We start from the raw sequence: 19592 nt of genomic DNA on the forward strand, positions 1-19592 counted from the left end.
TGCTGGTCTTCGCGGCCCTGGCCGCCGGTGCCAAGGCGAAGACCTATGCTGGCGATCTGGTCGAGAGCGATCTGAAGGCGCGTGAATTGGTCGGCGCCGGCGCTGTGGCATCGTCGTCGACCCGAGCCCCGGTTGCCGACGACCGCACGCCCGGCCGCGTCAGTGGCCCGCAGCAGCGGGCGCCCCGCAATCGGGCGGCGATGCTCAGTGGCGCTGGCTACCCGGTGGCGGTTCTCGGGCTGATCGCACTGGTGGCATCGCTGGTGCTGCGCGGTCTGGCCACCGATCGCATGCCGTGGGGCAACATGTACGAGTTCATCGCCCTGACCTGCGCGGCCACCGTCGCTGGTGGTCTGGTGGCGCTGCGCAAACCCGCGCAACGCCCGCTGATGAGCTTCGTGCTGCTGTTCGCCATCATCATGATGTTCGTCGGAGGCAAGTGGCTCTACACCCATGCCGCGCCGGTCGTGCCCGCACTGAAATCGTATTGGCTAGCCATCCACGTCTCGGTGATCTCCATTTCGTCGGGTGTGCTGTTGGTGTCCGGCGTACTGAGCATTCTGTTCCTGGTCCGTGAGCGGTGGCCGTCGAGCATGGAGTACCTGCCGTCGTCGGAGACTCTCGACCGGGTGGCGTACAAGTGCGTCGTCTTCGCGTTCCCGCTGTTCGGATTGGGTGTCATCTGCGGCGCCATCTGGGCCGAGTCGGCATGGGGTCGCTTCTGGGGCTGGGACCCCAAAGAGACGGTCAGCTTCATCTCGTGGGTGGTGTACGCCGCGTACCTGCACGCCCGAGCCACCGCGGGCTGGCGCGTGGCCGCCGCCTGGATCAACGTCGCCGGTTTGGTGACGGTCGTGTTCAACCTGTTCGCCATTAACCTGGTGATTTCCGGCCTGCACTCGTACGCGGGCGTTTAATTCCCATCCCTAGAAGGAGAGCAATGAAGAACGTCGGAGTGATCGGCGGCGGCACCATGGGTGCCGGTATCGCCGAGGTGATCGCCAAGGCTGGATCCACCGTGCGCGTGCTGGAGCGCGCCGAGGCCGTCGACGCCGCGCAGCAGCGCATCGCGGGCAGCCTGGCGCGCGGTGTCAAAGCCGGCAAGCTGAGCCAGGACGACGCCGATGCCGCGCTGGCCCGGGTCACCGTCACCACCGACATCGAAAGTTTCGCCGACAGTGACCTGGTGATTGAGGCCATGCCGGAGATCGAGTCGCTGAAGCTCGAGTATTTCCACAAGCTCGACGAGATCATCGCGCCGGATGCGATTCTGGCGACCAATACGTCCTCGATCCCGGTGATCCGCCTGGCTAACGCCACCAAGCATCCCGAGCGTGTGCTTGGCATGCACTTCTTCAACCCGGTGCCGGTGATGCCGCTGGTGGAGCTCGTCACCACGCTGAAGGTCGATCGCGCCGTCGTCGACAAGGTGGCGGCGTTCGCCACTGATGACTTGCGCAAGGTGACCATCGAATCCAAGGATCAGGCGGGCTTCATCGTCAACGCACTGCTGATCCCGTACCTCCTGGGTGCGATCCGGATGTACGCGAGCGGTTTCGCCTCGGCCGAAGACATCGATGCCGGCATGGTGAACGGCTGCGGTCACCCGATGGGTCCGCTGCGTTTGTGCGACACGGTCGGTTTGGACGTGTGCTTGGCCGTCGCCGAGTCGCTCTACGCTGAGTTCGCCGAGCCGCAGTACGCGGCCCCGCCGCTGCTGCGTCGCATGGTCGACGCCGGCTACTACGGACGCAAGACCGGCCGCGGCTTCTACGACTACGCGAAGTAGAACACCCCGGACGACCCGTCCCCGTACGACGAAGGGCGCTCCCGAGATTGCGGGAGCGCCCTTCGTCATGTGGTCTACAGCTTGCCGAGGAAGTCGGGGTCGTCGTCCGGTCCGCGCGGTACGTCACGCTGCGGCCCGGAACTGGTGGGCGCACCGCCCTGCGCCTGGGTCATCTTCCACACCACGAAACCGATCGCGACGACGATGATCAGCAGGTACACAAAAGCCATGGCTCCAGGGTACCCTTCGGCCGCCGGTCCTTCGACCCCTCGGGCGCTCGGGGTGAACCGGGCTTCGTGGGCTCAGGAACCATCCTTCGACCCCTCGACGGGCTCGGGGTGAACCGGGTTTCGCCGACTCGGGAAGACTGCTTCTCGGCGATTGCTAGCGGTTCAGCAGGGCGACGACGTCAGCCTCGCGGAAGCGGCGGTGGCCTCCGGGGGTGCGGATAGACGGCAGCACGCCGGTGCTGGCCCAGCGGGCGACCGTCTTCGGATTCACGTTGAACATCTCGGCCACCTGACCGGGAGTCAGGTTGTGCTGACGGGCGATGGTGGGGGTGATCGTCTGGGTCATATGCACTGTCTACACCCCGAAGTGCCAGGTGCTCGAATGGTCAGGAAACGGTAAAGAGTCGGTAATGTCCGCCTGGTCCGGTTCAACTATCTGGTCGCGCGACCGTACGTATCGGCTCTTGGTGGATCGATTCAGGCGCCCGGTAGGCTGTCGGACATGACGGATCAGCAGGTAGAACCCACCGATAACCAGGGAAACGAGACGAAAGCGTCCATCGGGTCTCTCGTTGGTTGGATCGCGCTCTACACGCTGGTCCGGATGGGTCTGGTCGCCATCGTCGCGGTGATTATCTTCTATGTCGGTAAAGCCGCCGGAGTCACTGTTCCCGTACTGGCCGCGGCACTGTTTGGCGTGGTCATCGCACTGCCGTTGGGTATGTTCGTGTTCAAAACCATCCGGCTGAAGGTGAACGAGCAGATCTCTTTGGTCGACGCCGATCGCGCCTCCCGAAAGAGCGATCTGCACGCGCGGCTTCGCGGCGACGAGGACTGACCGCAGTGGCGCTGGTCGAAGCCCGTGATCTGGTCCGGGAATATCAGATGGGGACTGAACGCGTCCGGGCCCTCGACGGCGCGAGTCTGCGTCTGGAGGGCGGCCAGTTTGTCTCGGTGATCGGCCCGTCCGGCGCGGGAAAGTCGACGCTGCTGCATATTCTCGGCGCCCTCGATACGCCCACCTCGGGATCGATCACGGTTGATGGCGTCGACCTGGGCACCCTCGACGATGACGGCGCGTCGGAGTTCCGTCGCCACCGGGTGGGTTTCATTTTCCAGTTCTTCAACCTGGTGCCCACCCTGTCGGCGTGGGAGAACGTCGCGCTGCCGATGCTGCTCGATTCCAGGTCGCTGGCGGCTGCCAAACCGCGTGCCGTGGAACTGATGGAGCGCGTGGGGTTGGGGAACCGGATCGACCACCGCCCGGCCGAGTTGTCCGGCGGTCAGATGCAGCGGGTCGCCATCGCCCGCAGCCTGATCATGAACCCCAAGATTCTGTTGGCCGATGAGCCCACCGGCAACCTCGACTCCAAAACTGGTGCGGATGTGCTGGCGCTGCTTGCGGAGGTCGCGCACGACGAGCCGGACCGCCTGGTCCTGATGGTCACGCACGCCGACGACGCCGCCGAGTTCAGCGACCGCGTGATCACCGTCCGTGACGGCAAAATCCACGACCTCCCGCCGCTCCCTGAGCCCTTCGGCGCAGCTCAAGAACCATCCTTCGACGGAGCTCAGGAACCGCCCATCGAAGGGTCGCCGTCCCAGCAGGCTCCCGGTGCGCTCTGGATGACCGGCCCTATTCCTCGCATCGACGGCGGCGGCCGCCATCGCGCGTTGTGAGGCGTTGATGAACTTCGGTGCGTTTGGCGCGGCGGTGACGCGCGTGCGGATCTTGAATCTGCGTGAGTTGGCCAGTCACCGGCTGCGTGTGGTCACTTCGCTGATCGTGGTGATCGTCGCGTCCGGGTTGCTGATTGCGGTGCTCGGTGCGTACGGGTCGATGACCGACACCGTCCGCAAGTTCAATGCGGCGATCTCCGGAACGGCGACCCTCGAGGTGGCCGCGATCGCCGACACCGGGGTGAGCGATGCGCTGATCGGCGAGCTGCGCAGCGAGGTGACCGGCGCGAAAGCTGTGGTGCCCGTCGTGCGGGGCGTGGTCTTGCTCGGCGGCGAGTCGATCACACTCCTGGGTTCGGACGCACGCGTGGCCTCGCTCTCGCCGCAGCTGCAGTCGGCGGCGGCGGGGTCGGGGCAGGCCCCCGATCCGGCTGACCTGGCCGATGGGATCTTTGCCGGGGCGCGCACCGGCCTGACCGAGGGACAGACCGTCACCGTCGCCGGCCAACAGGTCCGGGTGCTGCGGGTGATCGACGATCGGTCGACCGATGTGCTCAACGGGGGACGGTTCATATTCGCGTATCTCACGCTGGCGCAACAGCTTTCCGGGCTCGACGACGCTGTCGACTCGATCATGATCGTGCCCAACGGCGAGGTCTCCGAGGCGCAGCTACGCCAGGAGGTCCAGACCGTCGTCGGCGGTCGGGCGAGCGTGGTGGACCCGGACTTTCGGGTACGTCAGTCCGAGGTGGCCAGCGCGGTGACCCGCGATTCGACGCTGCTGGTGTCGATGGTTTCGCTGGTGATCGCGGCCTTCCTGGTGTTCAACACGATGAATATGGCGGTGGCCTCGCGGCGCCAGTCGCTGGCGATGATTCGCGCGTTGGGTGCGCGTCGCCGCCACCTGGTGGCCGACTTGCTTGGCGAGGCCGCGATCTTCGGGCTGGTGGGCGGGTTGATCGGCGTGCCGGTTGGCATTGTGGCCGGTCGGTGGGCGGTCGGGAAGCTGCCGTCGACGGTGGGCTCGACGTCGTTACAGATTCACTATCATTTGCCAGGTTTCGCCGCGCCGCTCGCGGTGATCGCGTGCGTGGTGGCCTGTGTCGCTGCGTGCGCGTTGGCGGCGCGGTCGGTGTTTGCGGTGGCGCCGGTCGAGGCGATGGTGCCGGGTGCGGCGACCGATGCTCAGCCGCCGGCGCGAAAACTGTTGTGGCTCACCGGGATTCTTGGCGCCGTGTTGGTCGCTGGATCGTTCGTGATGGCGCGGACGGTGGAGGGGCGGGCGGCGCTGCTGGCTGGCGCGGTCTACTCGATCGGCGGCCTGCTTCTGTGCTTCGGGATTCTGGTCGTATTGGTGCGCGGCGTGGTGGCGGTGTCGCGGCGGTTCGGCGGGCCTGGACGGCTGGCGGCCATCAACAGTGACCGCGCTCCGCGGCGCGTGTGGGCCACGGTGATGACGGTCGCGGTGGCGATTGCGGTTGGTCTCGGTACGTCCGGTGCGCTGAACAACATGATCGATTCGATCGGCAATTCCCTGGACGGACTGAGCGATCCGGACTTCTACGTGTCCTCGCGCGACAAAAGCGACATCCCCATCGGGCCTATCTTGAATCCGGAGATTGCCGAACGCGCGGCCGCGGTGCCGGGCGTGGAGCGAGTCGTCGGCGGACAGTGGGCGGCGGTGAACATCGGCGATGCCCGCGCGATGCTGCAGGGCCTGGAGCCCGGTGCGGCGGCGCCCTTCTTGAAGAAGGCGACCCCGGAGGCTGCGCAGCAAACGCTCGACGGCGACGGCATCTTGGTCTCGCGGGTGCTGGCCCGGACCCTCGGTGTGCAGACCGGCGACACCCTGCGCCTCGCGACGCCGACCGGCTACCACGAGCTCGTCGTCCGGGACACTGTCAACTACGTGACGATCGACTCGGGCACCGGGGCGATCTCGGCGAAGTTGATGGCCGAATGGTTCAACCGGCCTGGGCGCACATACTTGCAGATCTTCACGACGCCGGATGCGGACAAGACCGAGGTGGAGCGTCAGCTCGCCGCGATCGCCGATGAGTTCCCCGGTGCGGGCAACCGCCCGGTTCACGTCTATTCGGGTGCCGATGCGCTCAAGGCGACGCAGCAAACGGTGGAGCAAGCGGGCGCATTCACCGTCGCGATCCAGTGGATTGTTGCGGCGGCGGCCGCCATCGCGCTGCTGAACACGTTGCTGCTGTCAGTGCTGGAACGTCGTCGGGAATTGGGTGTGCTGCGCGCGATGGGCGCCTCGCGCCGGTTCGTCGTGCGGATGGTGCTTGCCGAGGCCGGGTCGGTCGCCATCGTCGGTGCGCTGGTCGGCGTCGTGATGGGCGGCGGTCTGCACTATCTGGCCGACCTGATCCTCACCGAAACCACCTCGGTCGACATCGCTTACAGTCCGCTCCTCTCGTCGGCGGGCTACGTCGCTGCAGCCGCTGCGCTGTGCCTGATCGGCGCCCTCGTCCCGGCCCTGCGCGCTTCTCGGATGAACATCACCGAGTCCATCCTCGCCGAGTAGCCCGGCGGCCGATTCCCGCTGTCGGATCCGGTTCCCGCTGTCGGACTATTCCGGCCGCGCGAACCAACTCCGGCCGCAGGAAGCCCAGACGTGCCGATGGTGTCAACAAAGCTTGACAACGCTTGCCGTGAGCAGCGACCCGGCGGTCGGTCTCGCGGCGGTCCGCGCACTGCGCACCTGGCTGATCGTCTGGAAGACGTGCGGGTGGCCAATGCGCGATCGGCGGGGTGGAGTGGGCAGCAGATCGCCGACATCCTGCAGGTCAGCCGGCAGGCAGTGCACCAAAAACACTCGTATCGCGAAAGCGCCCCGACCCGACGGTCGCGGGAGCGCGGCGACCGTACGCTCCACCCGGAGTACCTGCTCCTAGGCATTCTCGACGCCGGTGACCCGGCCTCGGTCGCGCTGATCGAGTCGGCGACCACCGTCGACAAGCTGCGCGACGCCGTGCTGGCGAGCCTCCATGAGGCCCCGGCCGGTGTCTGACCCGTCGCCCCTTCGACAAGCTCAGGGAACATCTGGGGCTCAGGGAACATCTGGGGCTCAGGGAGCATCTGGAGCTCAGGGGGCACCTGGGGCTCGGGGGGGGGCATCTGGGGCTCGGGGGGCGTCGTGGGGCAGTTCGATCCCTGAGCTTGTCGAAGGGTCAGGCCAGGGCGAGGGCGAGGGCGGTGGCGAGGGCCCAGACGAGCATGGCCAGGCCGGTGGTGGCCAGCGACGGGATCAGGGCGCGGCCGGTGGCGCCGGAGATGACCGGACGCTGGGCAAAGAAGGCCAGTGGGACGGCGATCAGGCCGACCGGCGCCCAGCTGTTCAGGAAAATGGTGAGCGCGAAGGTGATCACGAAGGGCACGATCAGCAGGCCGACGAAGAGCGTGCGGGTGTGCTGGTCGCCCAGGCGCACCGCGAGAGTCACCTTGCCGGACTCGGTGTCGGTGGGGATGTCGCGCAGATTGTTCACCACCAGCACGGCGCTGGAAAAGCAGCCGATCGCGATCGCGCAGAGCAGGCCGGTGACGTCGAGGGTTCCGGCCACCACGAACTGCGTGCCCAGCACAGCGACCAGACCGAAAAATACGAAGACGGCGACCTCGCCGAAGCCGGCGTAGCCGTACGGCCGACTACCGCCGGTATAGAACCAGGCGCCGAGTAGGCAGACGGCGCCGATCAGGATCAACCACCAGGCCGACGTGATCGCCAGGACCAGCCCGGCCGCCGCTGCGACCGCAAGGCAGCCGAATGCTGCCGCCTTCACGGACTTCGGACTGGCGGCGTGCGAGCCAACCAGGCGGAGTGGGCCGACGCGGTCGTCGTCGGTACCGCGAATGCCGTCGGAGTAGTCGTTGGCGAAGTTGACGCCGATGATGAGCGCGATCGAGACGACCAGGGCGAGCGCAGCCTTCCACCAATTCACTTCGCCCGCGTGGGCGGCGGCACCGACGCCGACGACGACCGGTGCGATTGCGTTGGGCAGGGTGCGGGGCCGAGCGCCCTCGATCCATTGACTTACGGTGGCCACGAGAGCCATCTTTCCATTCGGGGTGCCGAGTGTGCCGGGTGGCCCCCAATCAGGTGACAGCCGACGAGATGAACTTTCCAGTTTGTCTATTTCTGGTGCGTCTCCGCAGGTTATCGCGTGGTTTTCTGGAGTGGTAACACGCCCCGTAGCCGCAGCTAGGTTCCGCCGGCGCCCCACCTGACGAAAGACCTGCTTCGTGCTGCTCCGCTCCGCCACATCCCGCAATCGCCTAGCCGCCACGGCCCTCGCCTGCGGCCTCTGTCTCGGCGCCGCCGCGCCGTACGCGCTGGCTGTCGCGCCGGTTCCGGCTGCTCCCAGTGCGGCGCCGATGGCGGGCAATGGCACGGTCTTCGACTGGAAGGCCGGCACCGACGATCGGGCCCGCAACGATCTGCTGGGGCAGGTCCTCGCTGGCGGCGGCCCGAACGCCATCGTGGTCGTCACCCCGGGCACCGATGACACCGGCTTGCACCCACGGATCGACGGTATTGTCGGGAGCCGCGATGCGGCGTACATCCGGTACCCGGAGTCGTTCTTCCCGCTCATCACAGGGAAAGCAAGCACGCCGCTGGGCTTGCCGATCTTCGCGCCGACCTACGGAGCGTCGAGCGCCGTGGCCGAGCAGCAGAACCTGACCGTCATGGAACTGCTGAAGGATTATGACGGGATCGTCGTCTACACGGGCTACTCGCAGGGCGCCGAGGCCCTCGGTAACGCCGCAGCACAGGCCAGCCAGCAGGGGTGGCTGGGCGCCAACACGCTGATCCTGCTGACCTCCGACCCGCGCAGTCCGTGGGGCATCAAAGGGTGGGCCCGCGACCTCCCGCTGAGCAACCTGGTGGTGACTCCGGCGCTCGGGCTGCTCGGCATCGACAACGACGGTGCCCGCGACCCGAACGCCACCGGCGACGTCCAGGTGATCTCGGTGATCGTGCAGGGGGACCCGGTGTCGGACTGGCAGTGGAACTCGCTGCGTCCGGTGTCGTCGCTGCTGGTCAATCTGGCCGGGTTCGTTGCGATCCACTCGCCCGGCGACGGCCCCTACGGGCACCTCGACGGCACGCCGAGCGCCAACGGTATCTCGCTGATCAAGCCGGGTGCCGGCGGCGGCCTTGCCGAGCCGACCATGCTGCACAGCGTCGACGGCAAGACCGCCTACGCCGTCTACGACACCTACCACCCGCTGGCGCTGCTAAACGCGATGATCTACGACGCGGTGGGCCTCAAGTACACCGAGGGTGACCTCAATCGCTGGGACCGGCAGGCGGAGTTCTTCTACCCGATGACCGATGTTGCCGACAAGAAGGCATACGGCGGGATTTCGATCGGGGCGGGCAACGGCGGACTGCAGCCGACGGGGCCGAAGGGCATTTCGGCCCTCGCAGATGGCGCCACGCAGCCGACCGAGAAGGAGAAGGCCGCCACTCGTGGGCTGGCCGATCATCGGCTCCGCGACAGCAACGGTGACTGGACGAACCCGAGCCAGAGTTGGTCGGGCACCGTGCCGCGGCACGGGAAGAAGGAGAGTGTGCCGGTCGAGGAATCGACGACGGAGGTGGGCGCTGGCGGGTCGGTATCCGACGCGGCCGCCGAGACCCCGAGCACGACCACCCCGAGCACGACCACCCCGAGTACGATCACCCCGAGTACGACCACCGGTGACGCGTTGGCGGGTGTCGGCGCCGATTAGCGGAACCGGGCTGGACGCTCACTGAGCTGAGGCGCTGGGAGTTGAGCGATCAAGCGCGCGTGGTGTTAGACGTCGCGCGCGGTGCACGACGCGCACCATTGGAAATGACGCGCGATAGCCGGGCCGCACGCGCCGTCGAAGTTAGGTAACGGTAAGCGGCGGAGGCGTCGGACTTGGCCGTATGCTGCGGCTATGGATGTACTACGCCACGTCATTGTTGTCCTTCACCTCATCGGTTTCGCCATGACGCTGGGTGCGCTGTTGGAGGGAGCGATCCGCAAGCGCTACGAGTTCAACTCGACCATGAACATCGGTCTGGTGATCTCGCTGATCACCGGCGTGATCCTGTCGGCGCCGTTCGGCGACTTCGATGCGAACTACCCGAAGCTCATCACCAAGATGGTGCTGCTGGTGGTGCTCGGCGGCGTGCTCGGCATGGGCAGTGCGCAGCAGAAGAAGACCGGCAAACCGGTGCCGCAGGCCATGTACTGGGGCGCGGTGGCGCTCTCGGTGACGATCTGCGCGATCGCCATCCTCTGGACCAGCTAAAGCTAACCGTCCTTCGACGCGCTCAGGAACCGTCCTACGCACGACGAAGGGCTCGGCCACTACGCGGTGGCCGTGCCCTTCGTTGTCTCTGCTAGTTCAGCGGCGACACTAGTTCAGCGGCGACGCTAGTTCAGCGGGGAGCCGTCGTAGAGGATGTCGAAGAATTGCGCGGCGACCAGCAACTCCTTGCTCGCTTCTTTGCCGGCGGCCTTGCGGTAGGCCAGTACGTGGCGCAGGCTCAGCGCCGAGTAGATCAGCGGCATGTGGTCTTTGCGCTGGTCGTAGACACCCTTGGCGCCCTTGGCTGCGGCGAAGTCGGACTTCGCGCGGGTCGGGTGCAGCAGGGCGTCGCGCAGCACGGCGGCTTTGATCATCTTCTTTCGGCCACCCGGCACGACGACCAGGCCGTCGGGGTTGAACAGCGCGGTGTCGAGTTCTTCGGCGGTGGCGATGGTGCAGCCCGCGGTCGGGCGCGGATTGCACTCGACCATGTAGTGCGTGCCGTCCTCGGTGGCGAGGTAATCCATGCTGATCTGGCCGGTCCAGTTCAGTTCCTTGGCGATCTTCTGCACGGCGGCCAGGGACTCCGGTGAATCGACTGACTCGAAGACGATGCCGCCGCGGTCGTCGATGGCCAGCGGGTGGTGGTAGCACGAGTGCAAGACCACTTCGCCTTCGTGGCAGATGCTCCAGCTGCAGCGATCCTGGCCGACCAGGAACTCCTGCACCAGCCACGGGTCGTCGTCCGTCGGTGTGATGTCCTCGACGGCGGTCTCGCCGGCCAGCGGACCGTAGTTGGTGATGATGTCCAGTCCGCCGCGGCCGAAGCTGGCGCGCGCGAACCAGTGCTCCCACTTCTGGGTGGCGGCCACGAACTCCTCCGACGTGGTGCATACGACGGTCTCGGCGACCGGCAGGTCGAGCCGCTCGCAGAGGTCGGCGAAGGTGGTCTTGTCGTTGACCTCGGTGAGCGCGTCCAGGCTCGGCCAGAACAGCGTCGTGTCCGGTGCGCTCTTTTCGATCAGCTCGCGGTTCTTGGCGAGGTAGAAGACCTCCTCGAAGCAGGGCAGCACCCAGTCGATGTCCTGGGCCTGGACCGCGCCGATCACATCGCGAACAAAGTTGTCCGGTTCCTGGGTCGGCGGCGCAGTCAGGTAGCCCTGGTTCACCCCGGCTGAGTGCAGGCCCGGCGACTCGCGGAAGGTGTCGGTGGCGACGACGTAGTGGCCCATCTCATCGCCGAGTTTGTGGATCTCATCCACGGCGAAGGGCATGCGAGCACTGGTGAACAAGAGACGTTTTTTAGCCGCAGACATGGCCCCAACTTATCAGGTGACGGGGGTGGCTCTTGGCTCGCCGCTAGGCACTTCCGTGCTGCGGGTATGCCGCTATTGTGCCGCCCGTGAATCGCGCCCGCAAAGCCCGGCGGTCCGGCTTGCCTACCCCGCGTGTAGGAAGCTGATCGACGACGATGAGGTGCCTGGGCGCCGCGTACTTGTCGAGCTGCTGTGCCACCACGCTCTGCAGGTGCGCGAGGACGGGAGTCTCCTCGCCCGCAGGCACCACGGCGACCGCTACCGCCTCGCCGAGTCGCTCGTCGGGCACCCCGAAGACCACGCAGGCCGCGATGCCGTCGACGTCATCGAGCGCGGCTTCGACTACCTGAGGTACGACGGTCAGTCCGCCGGTGGAGATCGCCTCGTCGGCACGTCCAACGATCCGGAGCACGCCGTGCTCAAGGGCACCGAGGTCATCGGTGCGAAACCATCCGGGGTGAGCGAAGGCAGCGTGCTCGGGAAGGTTGCGGTAGCCGAAAGCCGTTGTCCCGCCACCCAATTCGACGCGTCCGACTCCGTCGGCCCCCGGATCGATGATGTGCACGCGGGTGCCCGGGAGCGGGATTCCGTCGTACACGCAGCCGCCTGCGGTTTCGCTCATGCCGTAGGTGCGCACGATATTCAGCCCCGCCTCGCGTGCCGCCTCGGCGAGGGCCGGGGGAGTGGCCGCCCCGCCAACCAGGATCGCGTCCAGCTCGGCGAGCGCCTCGGTGGCGGCGCGATCGGTGAGCGCCTTGCGCAGCTGCAGTGGAACCAGTGAGGTGTACCGGCGCGGCCCGGTCATCGCGGCCACCGCGGCAGGCAAGGCGGCCGGATCGAAGCCGGTGGAGACGTCGACGACCACTGGCTCGAACCCCGCCGCGTACGAGCGCAAGAGCACCTGGAGTCCGGCGATGTGGTGCGGCGGGAGCGTCAGCAGCCAGCTCCCGGGACCGCCCAATACTGTGGCCGTGGCTGCTGCCGATGCATGCAGTGAATCGCGAGAATGCATGGCGCCCTTGGGGATTCCCGTCGTACCCGACGTCGAGACCACCAGCGCGCACCGTTCGTCGACCGGCGTTCCGGCCCCGAGCGAGGCTTCCAGATCTGCTGCGGCGCCCGGCTCGGCCGGGACGGGAAGGAACGCCTCCTGGCCCTCGAGCAGAGACGCCAACTCCCGCCGTGCGGCGAGCACGGCGGGAGTGGACGGTAACGGCAAGGGCCGCAGGATCCGGGTCAGGGGACTTCCTCTCCGGGTGGATCAGTCGGGGCGAGCGGCTGATCGTCGAACGGCCAGCCCGCCTTCTCCAGCGTAGTACGCACCCGGTTCACATCGGCTGGCAATGGTGGTTCGTCGGTGATGCGGGAAATCGCTACGCCCGCGTCAATCCGGTCGATGATCTCGTCGGAATGCGCGGCCACGCTGAGGGCGGTGGCCACCTCGCTGATCTCGTCGACGCTCAGCTGCCGACGGAGGAGGGCGAAGAGTGGCACATAGTCGTGCTCGGGAACCCCGTTCGGATATCCCGAGCGGAGCCAGGCGATGACCGATTGGAGTTTGCCTGCTCGTTCGGGCATATCGCTGGATTCAGCGAACGACGTGGGCGTCGAGCGGCCAACCCGCCGCGGCCAGCCGCGCCGCGACCTGGTTGATCGCCGACGGTGCGGGCTGGTCCTCGGTGACCTTGCCGATAGCCGCGGCGACATCAGCTCGGGTGGTGGCTGACTCGGGGTCGCGGTCCAGGGCCAGGGCGAGCACCACGTCGGTGATTTCGGACTCGTCGAGCATCGGGCTCAGTAGCGCGAACAGCGGCGGATAGTCGGTGGGCGGGACCCCATCGGGGTATCCGGTGCGGATCCAGTTGATGACGTTGTCGAACACGTTCGTAGCCATAAGGCGAACGGGCCTTCCGTGAGTGAGGTGGGCTTATTTGTAGGCGCTCGCCGGGAAGATCTGAATGCCCATGTGGTGGTACAGGGTCTGTCGGGTGATCCACAGAATTCCCAGAACGATCACCGCACCGACGACGGCGTACAGGAAGTAGCCGACGAACCGGAGCCCGGGGTTGTCGTGCGTGACGACGGGGCCGTCGTCGCTGGCGGTACCGGTGGCGATCATGCGGATGCCGACCGCGAACAGTGCGGGCAGGCCGGCTCCCAGGATCAGGCCGATGGCCAGCACGTTGGCGATGGACTTACCGATGTCGGCGAAGTCGATTCCCATGTCTTTTCTCTTTCTCGCGTCTCGGTCGGGTTCAGGCCTGCGGTTTGGGGTCGCCGGCCCCAGATTCGACGACGTCAGATTCGACGACGGTGGTCTCGCGGAGGTCGGCCGGGATCACCGAGCCGGTCTCGTCATCCCAATCGGCGTTGACGTTGTTGGAGTCGACCTTGTGCTGCTGGGCGCGCATCCACATCCACACACATGCGGCAACCAGGATCGCGAAGATCACTAGGGCGCCGAGCGCGCCGCCGATGGCGCTGGCCAGCCAGTAGCAGAGGGCGCCGACCAGGGCGGCGGCTGGCAGCGTGGTGAGCCAGGCGATCGCCATACGGCCGGCGACGCCCCAGCGGACTTCGGCGCCCTTACGGCCCAGGCCCGAGCCCATGATCGAGCCAGTGGCGACCTGTGTGGTGGACAGCGCCATGCCAGCGGCCGACGAGGTCAAGATGATCGCGGCCGAGGAGGCCTCGGCGGCCATACCCTGCGGGGAGCTGATCTCGACGAGACCCTTGCCCAGGGTGCGGATGATGCGCCAGCCGCCGAGGTAGGTGCCCATCGCGATAGCGATAGCGCAGGAACCGATGACCCAGAGCGGTAGACCCTCCTCGGCGACGTCGGGATTGAGGTGGCCGGTCACGATCAGCGCGAGGGCGATGACGCCCATCGTCTTCTGTGCGTCGCCGGTGCCGTGGGCGAGGGAGACCAGCGAGGCGCTGGCGATCTGGCCGTGGCGGAAGCCTTCTTCTTTGCGGCGCTCGGAGATCTTCTTGGTGATCGCGTAGATCAGCAGCGTGCCGACAGAGGCGACGATGCAGGCGATGACCGGCGCGAGCAGTGCAGGCACGATCACCTTGCCGACGATCCCGTTCCAGTTGATGCTGACGCTGGCCGCCAGGCCGGAGCCGATCAAACCGCCGAACAGTGCGTGCGACGACGACGACGGCAAACCGAACAGCCAGGTGACGACGTTCCAGATGATCGCGCCGATCAGGCCAGCGAAGATGATCGTCAGCGCGATGGTGGGGCCGCCCACCTCGGTGCTCAGCTCCCCCGGATCGGAGGGGATGTTCAGAATGCCTTTGGTGACGGTGGTGGCGACCTCGACCGAGAGGAACGCGCCCACCAGGTTGAGGACGGCGGCGATGGTGACCGCCACCTTGGGTTTGAGGGCGCCGGTGGCGATGGACGTCGCCATGGCATTGCCGGTGTCATGGAAGCCGTTGGTGAAGTCGAAGCCGAGGGCCGTGACGATCAACAGCAGAAGGATCAGAGTCTCTGCGCTCATGTCGTTAACTATGCGGCCTCGGTGCAGATATTCGTCAATTCTGAACCTCCTGAGGACCTAGGGCTCTACCTGCGGGTTTGCCTTGATTTTTGGCGAGTTAACGGAGTGTTCACTCGCCGGTTTCCGAAGGTTTGCCCGGTAGTTTGACGGACGGGATCGGGAACATGGCGCACGGGTAAACGTGGGTTGTCGTGCCGGTGCGATGGCAACCGAACGTGCGCTCGGGCTACCGTGTCACCCATGAAGCTGGGTATGCCGATCAACTACGCGGGCGACTTCCGCGCGACCATCGATAACCTCCACGATTTTGAGGAGGTGGGCGTGGCACGGGTGACGGTGCCGGAGGCGTACAGCTTCGACGCCGTCTCGCAGCTCGGTTATATCGCCGCGCGCACCGAGACCATGGAACTGCAGACCGGCATCCTGCCGCTGTACTCGCGCACCCCCACCAATCTGGCGATGACTGCGGCCGGCTTGGATTACATCAGTGGCGGCCGCGCGATCCTGGGCATCGGCGCGTCCGGTCCGCAGGTGATCGAGGGCTTCCACGGCGTCAAGTACGACTTCCCGCTTGGCCGCGCCCGGGAGACCGCTGACATCTGTCGCAAGGTCTGGCGCCGTGAACGCCTCGAGTACGAGGGTAAGCACTACCAGCTGCCGCTGACTGCCGAGAACGGCGGCAGCGGTCTGGGTAAGCCGCTGAAGATCATCAACCACCCGGTGCGTGACCGTATCCCGATGCTGTTGGCCGCGATCGGCCCGAAGAATGTCGAGCTGGCTGCCGAGAAGTTCGAGGAGTTCCAGCCGTTCCTGTTCCACCCCGAATACCTGGACGCCGCATTCGGTCCGGCGCTCGCGGCCGGCACAGCCAAGCGTGACCCGGAACTCGGTCCGCTGCAGATCGTCGTGCAGGCGGCGGCCCGCATCTCCGACGACGAAGCCGAGATCGAGCGGTGCCTGGCGATCGTGCGGCATCATGCGGCCCTGTATATCGGCGGCATGGGGGCGCGCGGTAAGAACTTCTACAATTCGCTGGTGCAGCGCTACGGCTACGTCGACGAGGCCAAGCTGATTCAGGATCTGTACCTGGGCGGCCGCAAGGATGAAGCTGCCGCGGCCGTGCCCGACGATCTGGTGCGCGCGATGAGCCTCATCGGTCCGCGCAGTGTGGTCGCCGAGCGGGTGGAGGCTTTCCGCGACTCCGGCGTGGGAGTATTGCTGGCCGCCCCCTCTGCGCTGTCGCACGCCGATCGGGTGGCCGATATGGCGACGCTCCGCGAACTGATCGGCTGACATCGGGGCGCTGAACGAACCAGTGGCTCAGTAGTACGGCTCAGTAGTAGTACGGGTAGTCGTCCCAGTCGGGGGCGCGCTTCTCCAAGAAAGCGTCGCGGCCTTCGACGGCCTCGTCGGTCATGTACGCCAGTCGGGTGGCCTCCCCGGCGAAGACCTGCTGGCCCATCAGGCCGTCGTCGGTCAGGTTGAACGCGAACTTCAACATGCGCTGCGCGGTCGGCGACTTGCCGTTGATCTTCCGGCCCCACTCGATGGCGGTGTTTTCCAGGTCGGCGTGGTCGACCACCCGGTTCACCGCGCCCATCTCGTACATGGCCTGCGCGTCGTAGGCCTCGCCGAGGAAGAAGATCTCGCGGGCGAACTTTTGTCCGACCTGTTTGGCCAGGTACGCGCTGCCGTAGCCGGCGTCGAAGCTGCCCACGTCGGCGTCGGTCTGCTTGAAGCGGGCGTGCTCGCGGGACGCCAGGGTCAGGTCGGCGACGACGTGCAGCGAATGTCCACCGCCGGCGGCCCAGCCGTTCACGACGGCGATCACCACCTTCGGCATGGTGCGGATCAGCCGCTGCACTTCCAGGATGTGCAGTCGGCCGCCCTCGGCTTTGACGCGCGCGGTGTCCACGCCGTCGACGGTGGCCGCGGCGACGTCGTCGTCGTGCGAGGTGGCGTACTGGTAGCCCGAACGGCCCCGAATTCGCTGGTCACCGCCGCTGCAGAAGGCCCAGCCGCCGTCTTTGGTGGACGGGCCGTTGCCGGTCAGCAGAACAGTGCCGACATCGGGGGAGCGGCGCGCGTGGTCGAGGGTGCGGTACAGCTCGTCAACGGTGTGCGGCCGGAAGGCATTGCGGACCTCGGGGCGGTCGAAGGCGATGCGGACGATGCCATTCGCGCGCCCGGCGCCGCTGTGGCGGTGATAGGTGAGGTCGGTGAGGTCGTCGAATCCGGGGACGGTCTTCCACTGGGTGGGGTCGAACGGCGAAGTCATGGTGTCGAGCTTAGGCGGTGCCGGGCCTCGGGTGAACGGTCGCTCACTTGGCCGGGGTACGTTGTTCTGATGAAGGGTGCACCCGCAGGCGACAACTGGACCCCGGCCGCAGAATCTGGGCACGCAGAATCTGGGCACGCAGAATCTGGGCACGCGGGCGGCTTCCGCGCGCAGGTTGACATCACCACCGAACGCGGCGGCCCACGCTACGGCGAACTGGTCGAGCAGGTCCGCACGTTGATGGACAAAATGCGGTATGCCAGTCCGACCCCCGAGCTCGCCGCCGAGATGATCGACGAGCTCAAGGAGTTCAACGCCAAGCTCGACACCATGCTGGTTGACGAGTGGACCAGCCCGTCCGGCACTCGTGTCGACCTGCCCTCGCGGGGCAACATCACGCTGCCGCCGTACGAGGTGACCGCCGGCGGCGAAGACGGCGTCACCGCCACCGTCGAGTTTCGCCGGTTCCACCTCGGTGGCAACGGGGTGGCCCACGGAGGGCACGTGGCCGTCGCCTTCGACGACCTCGGCGGCATGGCCGCGGCCCTGAACGTGCACGGCATTTGCCGCACCGCCTACCTGACGGTGAGCTACCGGTCGTTGACGCCGCTGCAGACTCCGCTGACGATGAAGACCTGGGTGGACAAGCGTGACGGCCGCAAGATGTTCGTCAAGGGCACCTTGCACGACGGCGACCGGCTGTGCGCCGACATCGACGCGCTGTTCATTGCGCTGCGGCCCGGCCAGGCGTAGTCCGGTCGCGCGCGCGCGGTTCAGACCCGGGTGAGGTCGATCTCGAACCGGAACGGCTCGTCGATCACGCACAGTCCGGTTTTCGGTGCGCTGGTCTCCTCGTAGATGCCGTCGCCGCCGAGTCGCAACGTGGTTATCGAGCGGTCCGGGTGCACCATCCAGTAATGCGGAATCCTGGCCTGGGCGTACTCGTGGCGCTTCATCACCTTGTCGAGGCCAGCCGAGCCGGGCGAGATGATCTCGATCACCACCACGACGTCCGTCGCACGGAGATGCTCCCGAGCCGAGACGGGTACGACGACCAGATCGGGAATCCGGACGGTCGGCGGGTAGTCGGTACGCAGCACCACGTCTACTTCCGGCAGAACTTCCCACGACTCGGGCAACTGCGTTGCCAGCGCGATAGTCAGATCTCGGGCGACCCGCTGGTGCGCTTTCATTGGTCTCGGCGACACGATCAGGACCCCCTCCTGCAGCTCCGTACGGACCGAAGCGTCCTCGGGCAGGGCCGCCCAGTCGGTGAGCGTCAGCAGCCCCGGGGGTGTGGGAGGCAGACTCGACTGGATGGTCATGAGCACAATGCTACTGCTGGAAACATGCGCCGACCGGAGTGTTATCCACAGCAGGTCGGCATACTTCGGTGAGCAGGGTGGTCATCGGACTCAGGTCAGTTCGACGACGTCGATCTCGAAACCGGCGCCCTGCAAGCGCTCGATCAGGACGTCGCCCATCGCGGCGGCCGGGGTCAGCGCACCGGCGCGGTCGGGGAGCTTGTCGCGATCTAGGGCGAGGGACAGGGCGGCCTCGCCGAGCATTACTGCGGTGGCCTTGTAACCCGGGTCGCCCTGGGCGCGGATCTGGGAGCGGAAGCGACGTCCACTGGACGTCGTCGTATAGGTGTGGGTAGTGAAATGACCGGCTTCCCGCGCTTTCTCGCTGGGGCCCTCGCCCGGCTTGGGGAGAACGCGGTCGAGCAGCTTGCGCGTCGGCCCAAAACCCATCAGGCCCAGACCGATGCCGGTGCCGACCGAGACGGCGCCGGCGATCGCCGCGGAGAGCACCGGCACACCGCCGACGGCCATCGTCTCGCGGTAACGGAAGTCGGGGCCGTAGGCGTCGTCGAGCAGGACGTCGGAGCGGCGCACCACGCGCGTGTTGTACGAGGACATGAAGAACGGGGCGAGGGTGCCGCGCAGTGCCGGATCCACCGTCTTCGCACTGACCGGCGCGATATCGCTCGGCGCATCGCGGGGGCCGGCGTGCGGGATGTCGCCCGGACCGCCGGAGAGTGCCTGCGGATTCAGCAGGAGCCGCCGGGTGCCCGGATCGCCGGCTTGTTCGGCGATCACCCGCATCGAGTCGATGGTGCCGCCGGAGGCGCCGCCGCGCATCGACGCGACCACCATGGTCGTGTCGCCGAGCGTGCCCGCTCCTGCTGCGGCGGCCGTGCGGTAGAGCAGGTAAGTGCCCAGGTCGGAGGGGACCGAGTCGAAACCGCACGAGTTCACGATGCGAGCGCCGGTGCTGCGGGCCAGCTCGTCGGTCTTGTCGATGGTGAACCGGCTGAACGGGACTTCGCCGGTCAGGTCGACGTAGTCGGTGCCCGCGCTCGCCGCAGCCACCACCAGGTTCTCGCCGTAGCGCAGGTACGGGCCGACCGTGGTGCAGATGACCTGCGTGCGCGCGCACATGGCGTCGAGCGACGCCGGTGATTCCGAGTCGGCGATCACTAGCGGCCAG

At 66.8% G+C, this 19592-nt stretch carries 21 protein-coding genes and 2 pseudogenes; 11 read left to right on the plus strand and 12 right to left on the minus strand.

Going from position 1 to position 19592, the window contains the following annotated elements:
- Both ccsB and WAW85_RS03750 read left to right on the plus strand, forming a co-directional pair.
- Positions 1 to 917 (plus strand): c-type cytochrome biogenesis protein CcsB (gene ccsB, locus WAW85_RS03745; protein ID WP_422558308.1); only part of this gene is annotated, 917 nt, incomplete at its 5' end.
- Positions 918 to 940: 23 nt separating this feature from the next.
- The gene (locus WAW85_RS03750; protein ID WP_422558309.1) at positions 941 to 1789 is read left to right on the plus strand and encodes a 3-hydroxybutyryl-CoA dehydrogenase; all 849 of its coding nucleotides are present in this window, start codon (positions 941 to 943) and stop codon (positions 1787 to 1789) included.
- Positions 1790 to 1863: 74 nt separating this feature from the next.
- Here WAW85_RS03750 and WAW85_RS03755 read toward each other — a convergent pair whose 3' ends face one another.
- On the minus strand, positions 1864 to 2019 hold the full coding sequence (locus WAW85_RS03755) for a hypothetical protein (protein WP_422558310.1): 156 nt from the start codon (positions 2017 to 2019) through the stop codon (positions 1864 to 1866).
- Positions 2020 to 2173: 154 nt separating this feature from the next.
- Complete coding sequence (locus tag WAW85_RS03760) at positions 2174 to 2365, minus strand: BldC family transcriptional regulator (RefSeq protein WP_422558311.1); 192 nt, start codon at positions 2363 to 2365, stop codon at positions 2174 to 2176.
- 156 nt (positions 2366 to 2521) lie between these two features.
- Between WAW85_RS03760 and WAW85_RS03765 the strand changes: the two genes are divergently transcribed.
- The 5 genes and pseudogenes from WAW85_RS03765 (at position 2522) to WAW85_RS03785 (ending at position 6724) form a co-directional block, all read left to right on the plus strand.
- A complete protein-coding gene (locus tag WAW85_RS03765) occupies positions 2522 to 2857 on the plus strand; it encodes a DUF4229 domain-containing protein (protein ID WP_422558312.1) in 336 nt (111 codons plus the stop codon).
- Between the two features lie 47 nt (positions 2858 to 2904).
- A pseudogene (locus WAW85_RS03770) lies at positions 2905 to 3528 on the plus strand (ABC transporter ATP-binding protein); the annotation flags it as partial.
- Positions 3529 to 3706: 178 nt separating this feature from the next.
- Positions 3707 to 6238: an FtsX-like permease family protein gene (locus WAW85_RS03775; protein WP_422558313.1), complete on the plus strand. Its 2532-nt coding sequence runs from the start codon at positions 3707 to 3709 to the stop codon at positions 6236 to 6238.
- 112 nt (positions 6239 to 6350) lie between these two features.
- Positions 6351 to 6532 (plus strand): annotated as a pseudogene (locus WAW85_RS03780) (helix-turn-helix domain-containing protein); the annotation flags it as partial.
- Complete coding sequence (locus WAW85_RS03785) at positions 6515 to 6724, plus strand: Clp protease N-terminal domain-containing protein (RefSeq protein ID WP_422558328.1); 210 nt, start codon at positions 6515 to 6517, stop codon at positions 6722 to 6724. The pseudogene WAW85_RS03780 and the gene WAW85_RS03785, both read left to right, overlap by 18 nt.
- A 160-nt stretch (positions 6725 to 6884) precedes the next feature.
- Here the strand turns inward: WAW85_RS03785 and WAW85_RS03790 are convergent, their stop codons facing one another.
- Entirely contained in the window at positions 6885 to 7757 is an 873-nt protein-coding gene (locus WAW85_RS03790) for a 1,4-dihydroxy-2-naphthoate polyprenyltransferase (RefSeq protein WP_422558314.1), read from the minus strand.
- A 196-nt stretch (positions 7758 to 7953) separates the two neighbouring features.
- Between WAW85_RS03790 and WAW85_RS03795 the strand changes: the two genes are divergently transcribed.
- Both WAW85_RS03795 and WAW85_RS03800 read left to right on the plus strand, forming a co-directional pair.
- Positions 7954 to 9447 (plus strand): PE-PPE domain-containing protein, encoded by a 1494-nt coding sequence (locus WAW85_RS03795; protein WP_422558315.1) that lies wholly within the window; start codon positions 7954 to 7956, stop codon positions 9445 to 9447.
- A gap of 192 nt (positions 9448 to 9639) precedes the next feature.
- Positions 9640 to 9996: a Fe-S protein gene (locus WAW85_RS03800; RefSeq protein WP_422558316.1), complete on the plus strand. Its 357-nt coding sequence runs from the start codon at positions 9640 to 9642 to the stop codon at positions 9994 to 9996.
- 125 nt (positions 9997 to 10121) lie between these two features.
- On the opposite strand, the gene WAW85_RS03805 is transcribed toward WAW85_RS03800, so the two are convergent.
- The 6 genes from WAW85_RS03805 to WAW85_RS03830 are packed head-to-tail and all read right to left on the minus strand — an operon-like array spanning position 10122 to position 14821.
- Positions 10122 to 11312, minus strand: a complete 1191-nt coding sequence (locus WAW85_RS03805; protein WP_422558317.1) for an ATP-grasp domain-containing protein — start codon at positions 11310 to 11312, stop codon at positions 10122 to 10124.
- Between the two features lie 43 nt (positions 11313 to 11355).
- Positions 11356 to 12507, minus strand: a complete 1152-nt coding sequence (menE, locus tag WAW85_RS03810) for an o-succinylbenzoate--CoA ligase (RefSeq protein WP_422558318.1) — start codon at positions 12505 to 12507, stop codon at positions 11356 to 11358.
- A gap of 41 nt (positions 12508 to 12548) precedes the next feature.
- Entirely contained in the window at positions 12549 to 12890 is a 342-nt protein-coding gene (locus tag WAW85_RS03815; RefSeq protein WP_422558319.1) for a DUF3349 domain-containing protein, read from the minus strand.
- Between the two features lie 10 nt (positions 12891 to 12900).
- Positions 12901 to 13206: a DUF3349 domain-containing protein gene (locus WAW85_RS03820; protein ID WP_422558320.1), complete on the minus strand. Its 306-nt coding sequence runs from the start codon at positions 13204 to 13206 to the stop codon at positions 12901 to 12903.
- A 33-nt stretch (positions 13207 to 13239) separates the two neighbouring features.
- Entirely contained in the window at positions 13240 to 13536 is a 297-nt protein-coding gene (locus WAW85_RS03825; RefSeq protein WP_422558321.1) for a hypothetical protein, read from the minus strand.
- Positions 13537 to 13567: 31 nt separating this feature from the next.
- Positions 13568 to 14821 carry an inorganic phosphate transporter gene (locus WAW85_RS03830; protein ID WP_422558322.1) on the minus strand — a complete coding sequence of 418 codons (1254 nt, stop codon included), beginning with the start codon at positions 14819 to 14821 and terminating at the stop codon, positions 13568 to 13570.
- Positions 14822 to 15061: 240 nt separating this feature from the next.
- On the opposite strand from WAW85_RS03830, the gene WAW85_RS03835 reads away from it, so the two are divergent.
- On the plus strand, positions 15062 to 16114 hold the full coding sequence (locus WAW85_RS03835) for an LLM class F420-dependent oxidoreductase (protein ID WP_422558323.1): 1053 nt from the start codon (positions 15062 to 15064) through the stop codon (positions 16112 to 16114).
- A gap of 40 nt (positions 16115 to 16154) precedes the next feature.
- Here the strand turns inward: WAW85_RS03835 and WAW85_RS03840 are convergent, their stop codons facing one another.
- On the minus strand, positions 16155 to 17099 hold the full coding sequence (locus WAW85_RS03840) for a 1,4-dihydroxy-2-naphthoyl-CoA synthase (protein WP_422558324.1): 945 nt from the start codon (positions 17097 to 17099) through the stop codon (positions 16155 to 16157).
- A 69-nt stretch (positions 17100 to 17168) separates the two neighbouring features.
- On the opposite strand from WAW85_RS03840, the gene WAW85_RS03845 reads away from it, so the two are divergent.
- Positions 17169 to 17852 (plus strand): PaaI family thioesterase, encoded by a 684-nt coding sequence (locus tag WAW85_RS03845; RefSeq protein ID WP_422558325.1) that lies wholly within the window; start codon positions 17169 to 17171, stop codon positions 17850 to 17852.
- Positions 17853 to 17872: 20 nt separating this feature from the next.
- Here WAW85_RS03845 and WAW85_RS03850 read toward each other — a convergent pair whose 3' ends face one another.
- Together WAW85_RS03850 and WAW85_RS03855 are read right to left on the minus strand one after the other, a co-directional pair.
- The gene (locus WAW85_RS03850; RefSeq protein ID WP_422558326.1) at positions 17873 to 18424 is read right to left on the minus strand and encodes a Uma2 family endonuclease; all 552 of its coding nucleotides are present in this window, start codon (positions 18422 to 18424) and stop codon (positions 17873 to 17875) included.
- Between the two features lie 90 nt (positions 18425 to 18514).
- Positions 18515 to 19592 (minus strand): saccharopine dehydrogenase family protein (locus WAW85_RS03855; protein ID WP_422558327.1); only part of this gene is annotated, 1078 nt, incomplete at its 5' end.

It is taken from the genome of Gordonia sp. (in: high G+C Gram-positive bacteria) (assembly GCF_049299075.1).
Lineage (GTDB): Bacteria > Actinomycetota > Actinomycetes > Mycobacteriales > Mycobacteriaceae > Gordonia.

Excerpts from the sequence above, each read along its gene's own strand:
- WAW85_RS03750 (WP_422558309.1), top strand. The coding sequence starts at position 941 with ATGAAGAACGTCGGAGTGATCGGCGGCGGCACCATGGGTGCCGGTATC.
- WAW85_RS03755 (WP_422558310.1), bottom strand. The coding sequence starts at position 2,019 with ATGGCTTTTGTGTACCTGCTGATCATCGTCGTCGCGATCGGTTTCGTG.
- WAW85_RS03760 (WP_422558311.1), bottom strand. The coding sequence starts at position 2,365 with ATGACCCAGACGATCACCCCCACCATCGCCCGTCAGCACAACCTGACT.
- WAW85_RS03765 (WP_422558312.1), top strand. The coding sequence starts at position 2,522 with ATGACGGATCAGCAGGTAGAACCCACCGATAACCAGGGAAACGAGACG.
- WAW85_RS03775 (WP_422558313.1), top strand. The coding sequence starts at position 3,707 with ATGAACTTCGGTGCGTTTGGCGCGGCGGTGACGCGCGTGCGGATCTTG.
- WAW85_RS03800 (WP_422558316.1), top strand. The coding sequence starts at position 9,640 with ATGGATGTACTACGCCACGTCATTGTTGTCCTTCACCTCATCGGTTTC.
- WAW85_RS03805 (WP_422558317.1), bottom strand. The coding sequence starts at position 11,312 with ATGTCTGCGGCTAAAAAACGTCTCTTGTTCACCAGTGCTCGCATGCCC.
- WAW85_RS03815 (WP_422558319.1), bottom strand. The coding sequence starts at position 12,890 with ATGCCCGAACGAGCAGGCAAACTCCAATCGGTCATCGCCTGGCTCCGC.
- WAW85_RS03820 (WP_422558320.1), bottom strand. The coding sequence starts at position 13,206 with ATGGCTACGAACGTGTTCGACAACGTCATCAACTGGATCCGCACCGGA.
- WAW85_RS03825 (WP_422558321.1), bottom strand. The coding sequence starts at position 13,536 with ATGGGAATCGACTTCGCCGACATCGGTAAGTCCATCGCCAACGTGCTG.
- WAW85_RS03830 (WP_422558322.1), bottom strand. The coding sequence starts at position 14,821 with ATGAGCGCAGAGACTCTGATCCTTCTGCTGTTGATCGTCACGGCCCTC.
- WAW85_RS03835 (WP_422558323.1), top strand. The coding sequence starts at position 15,062 with ATGAAGCTGGGTATGCCGATCAACTACGCGGGCGACTTCCGCGCGACC.
- WAW85_RS03840 (WP_422558324.1), bottom strand. The coding sequence starts at position 17,099 with ATGACTTCGCCGTTCGACCCCACCCAGTGGAAGACCGTCCCCGGATTC.
- WAW85_RS03845 (WP_422558325.1), top strand. The coding sequence starts at position 17,169 with ATGAAGGGTGCACCCGCAGGCGACAACTGGACCCCGGCCGCAGAATCT.
- WAW85_RS03850 (WP_422558326.1), bottom strand. The coding sequence starts at position 18,424 with ATGACCATCCAGTCGAGTCTGCCTCCCACACCCCCGGGGCTGCTGACG.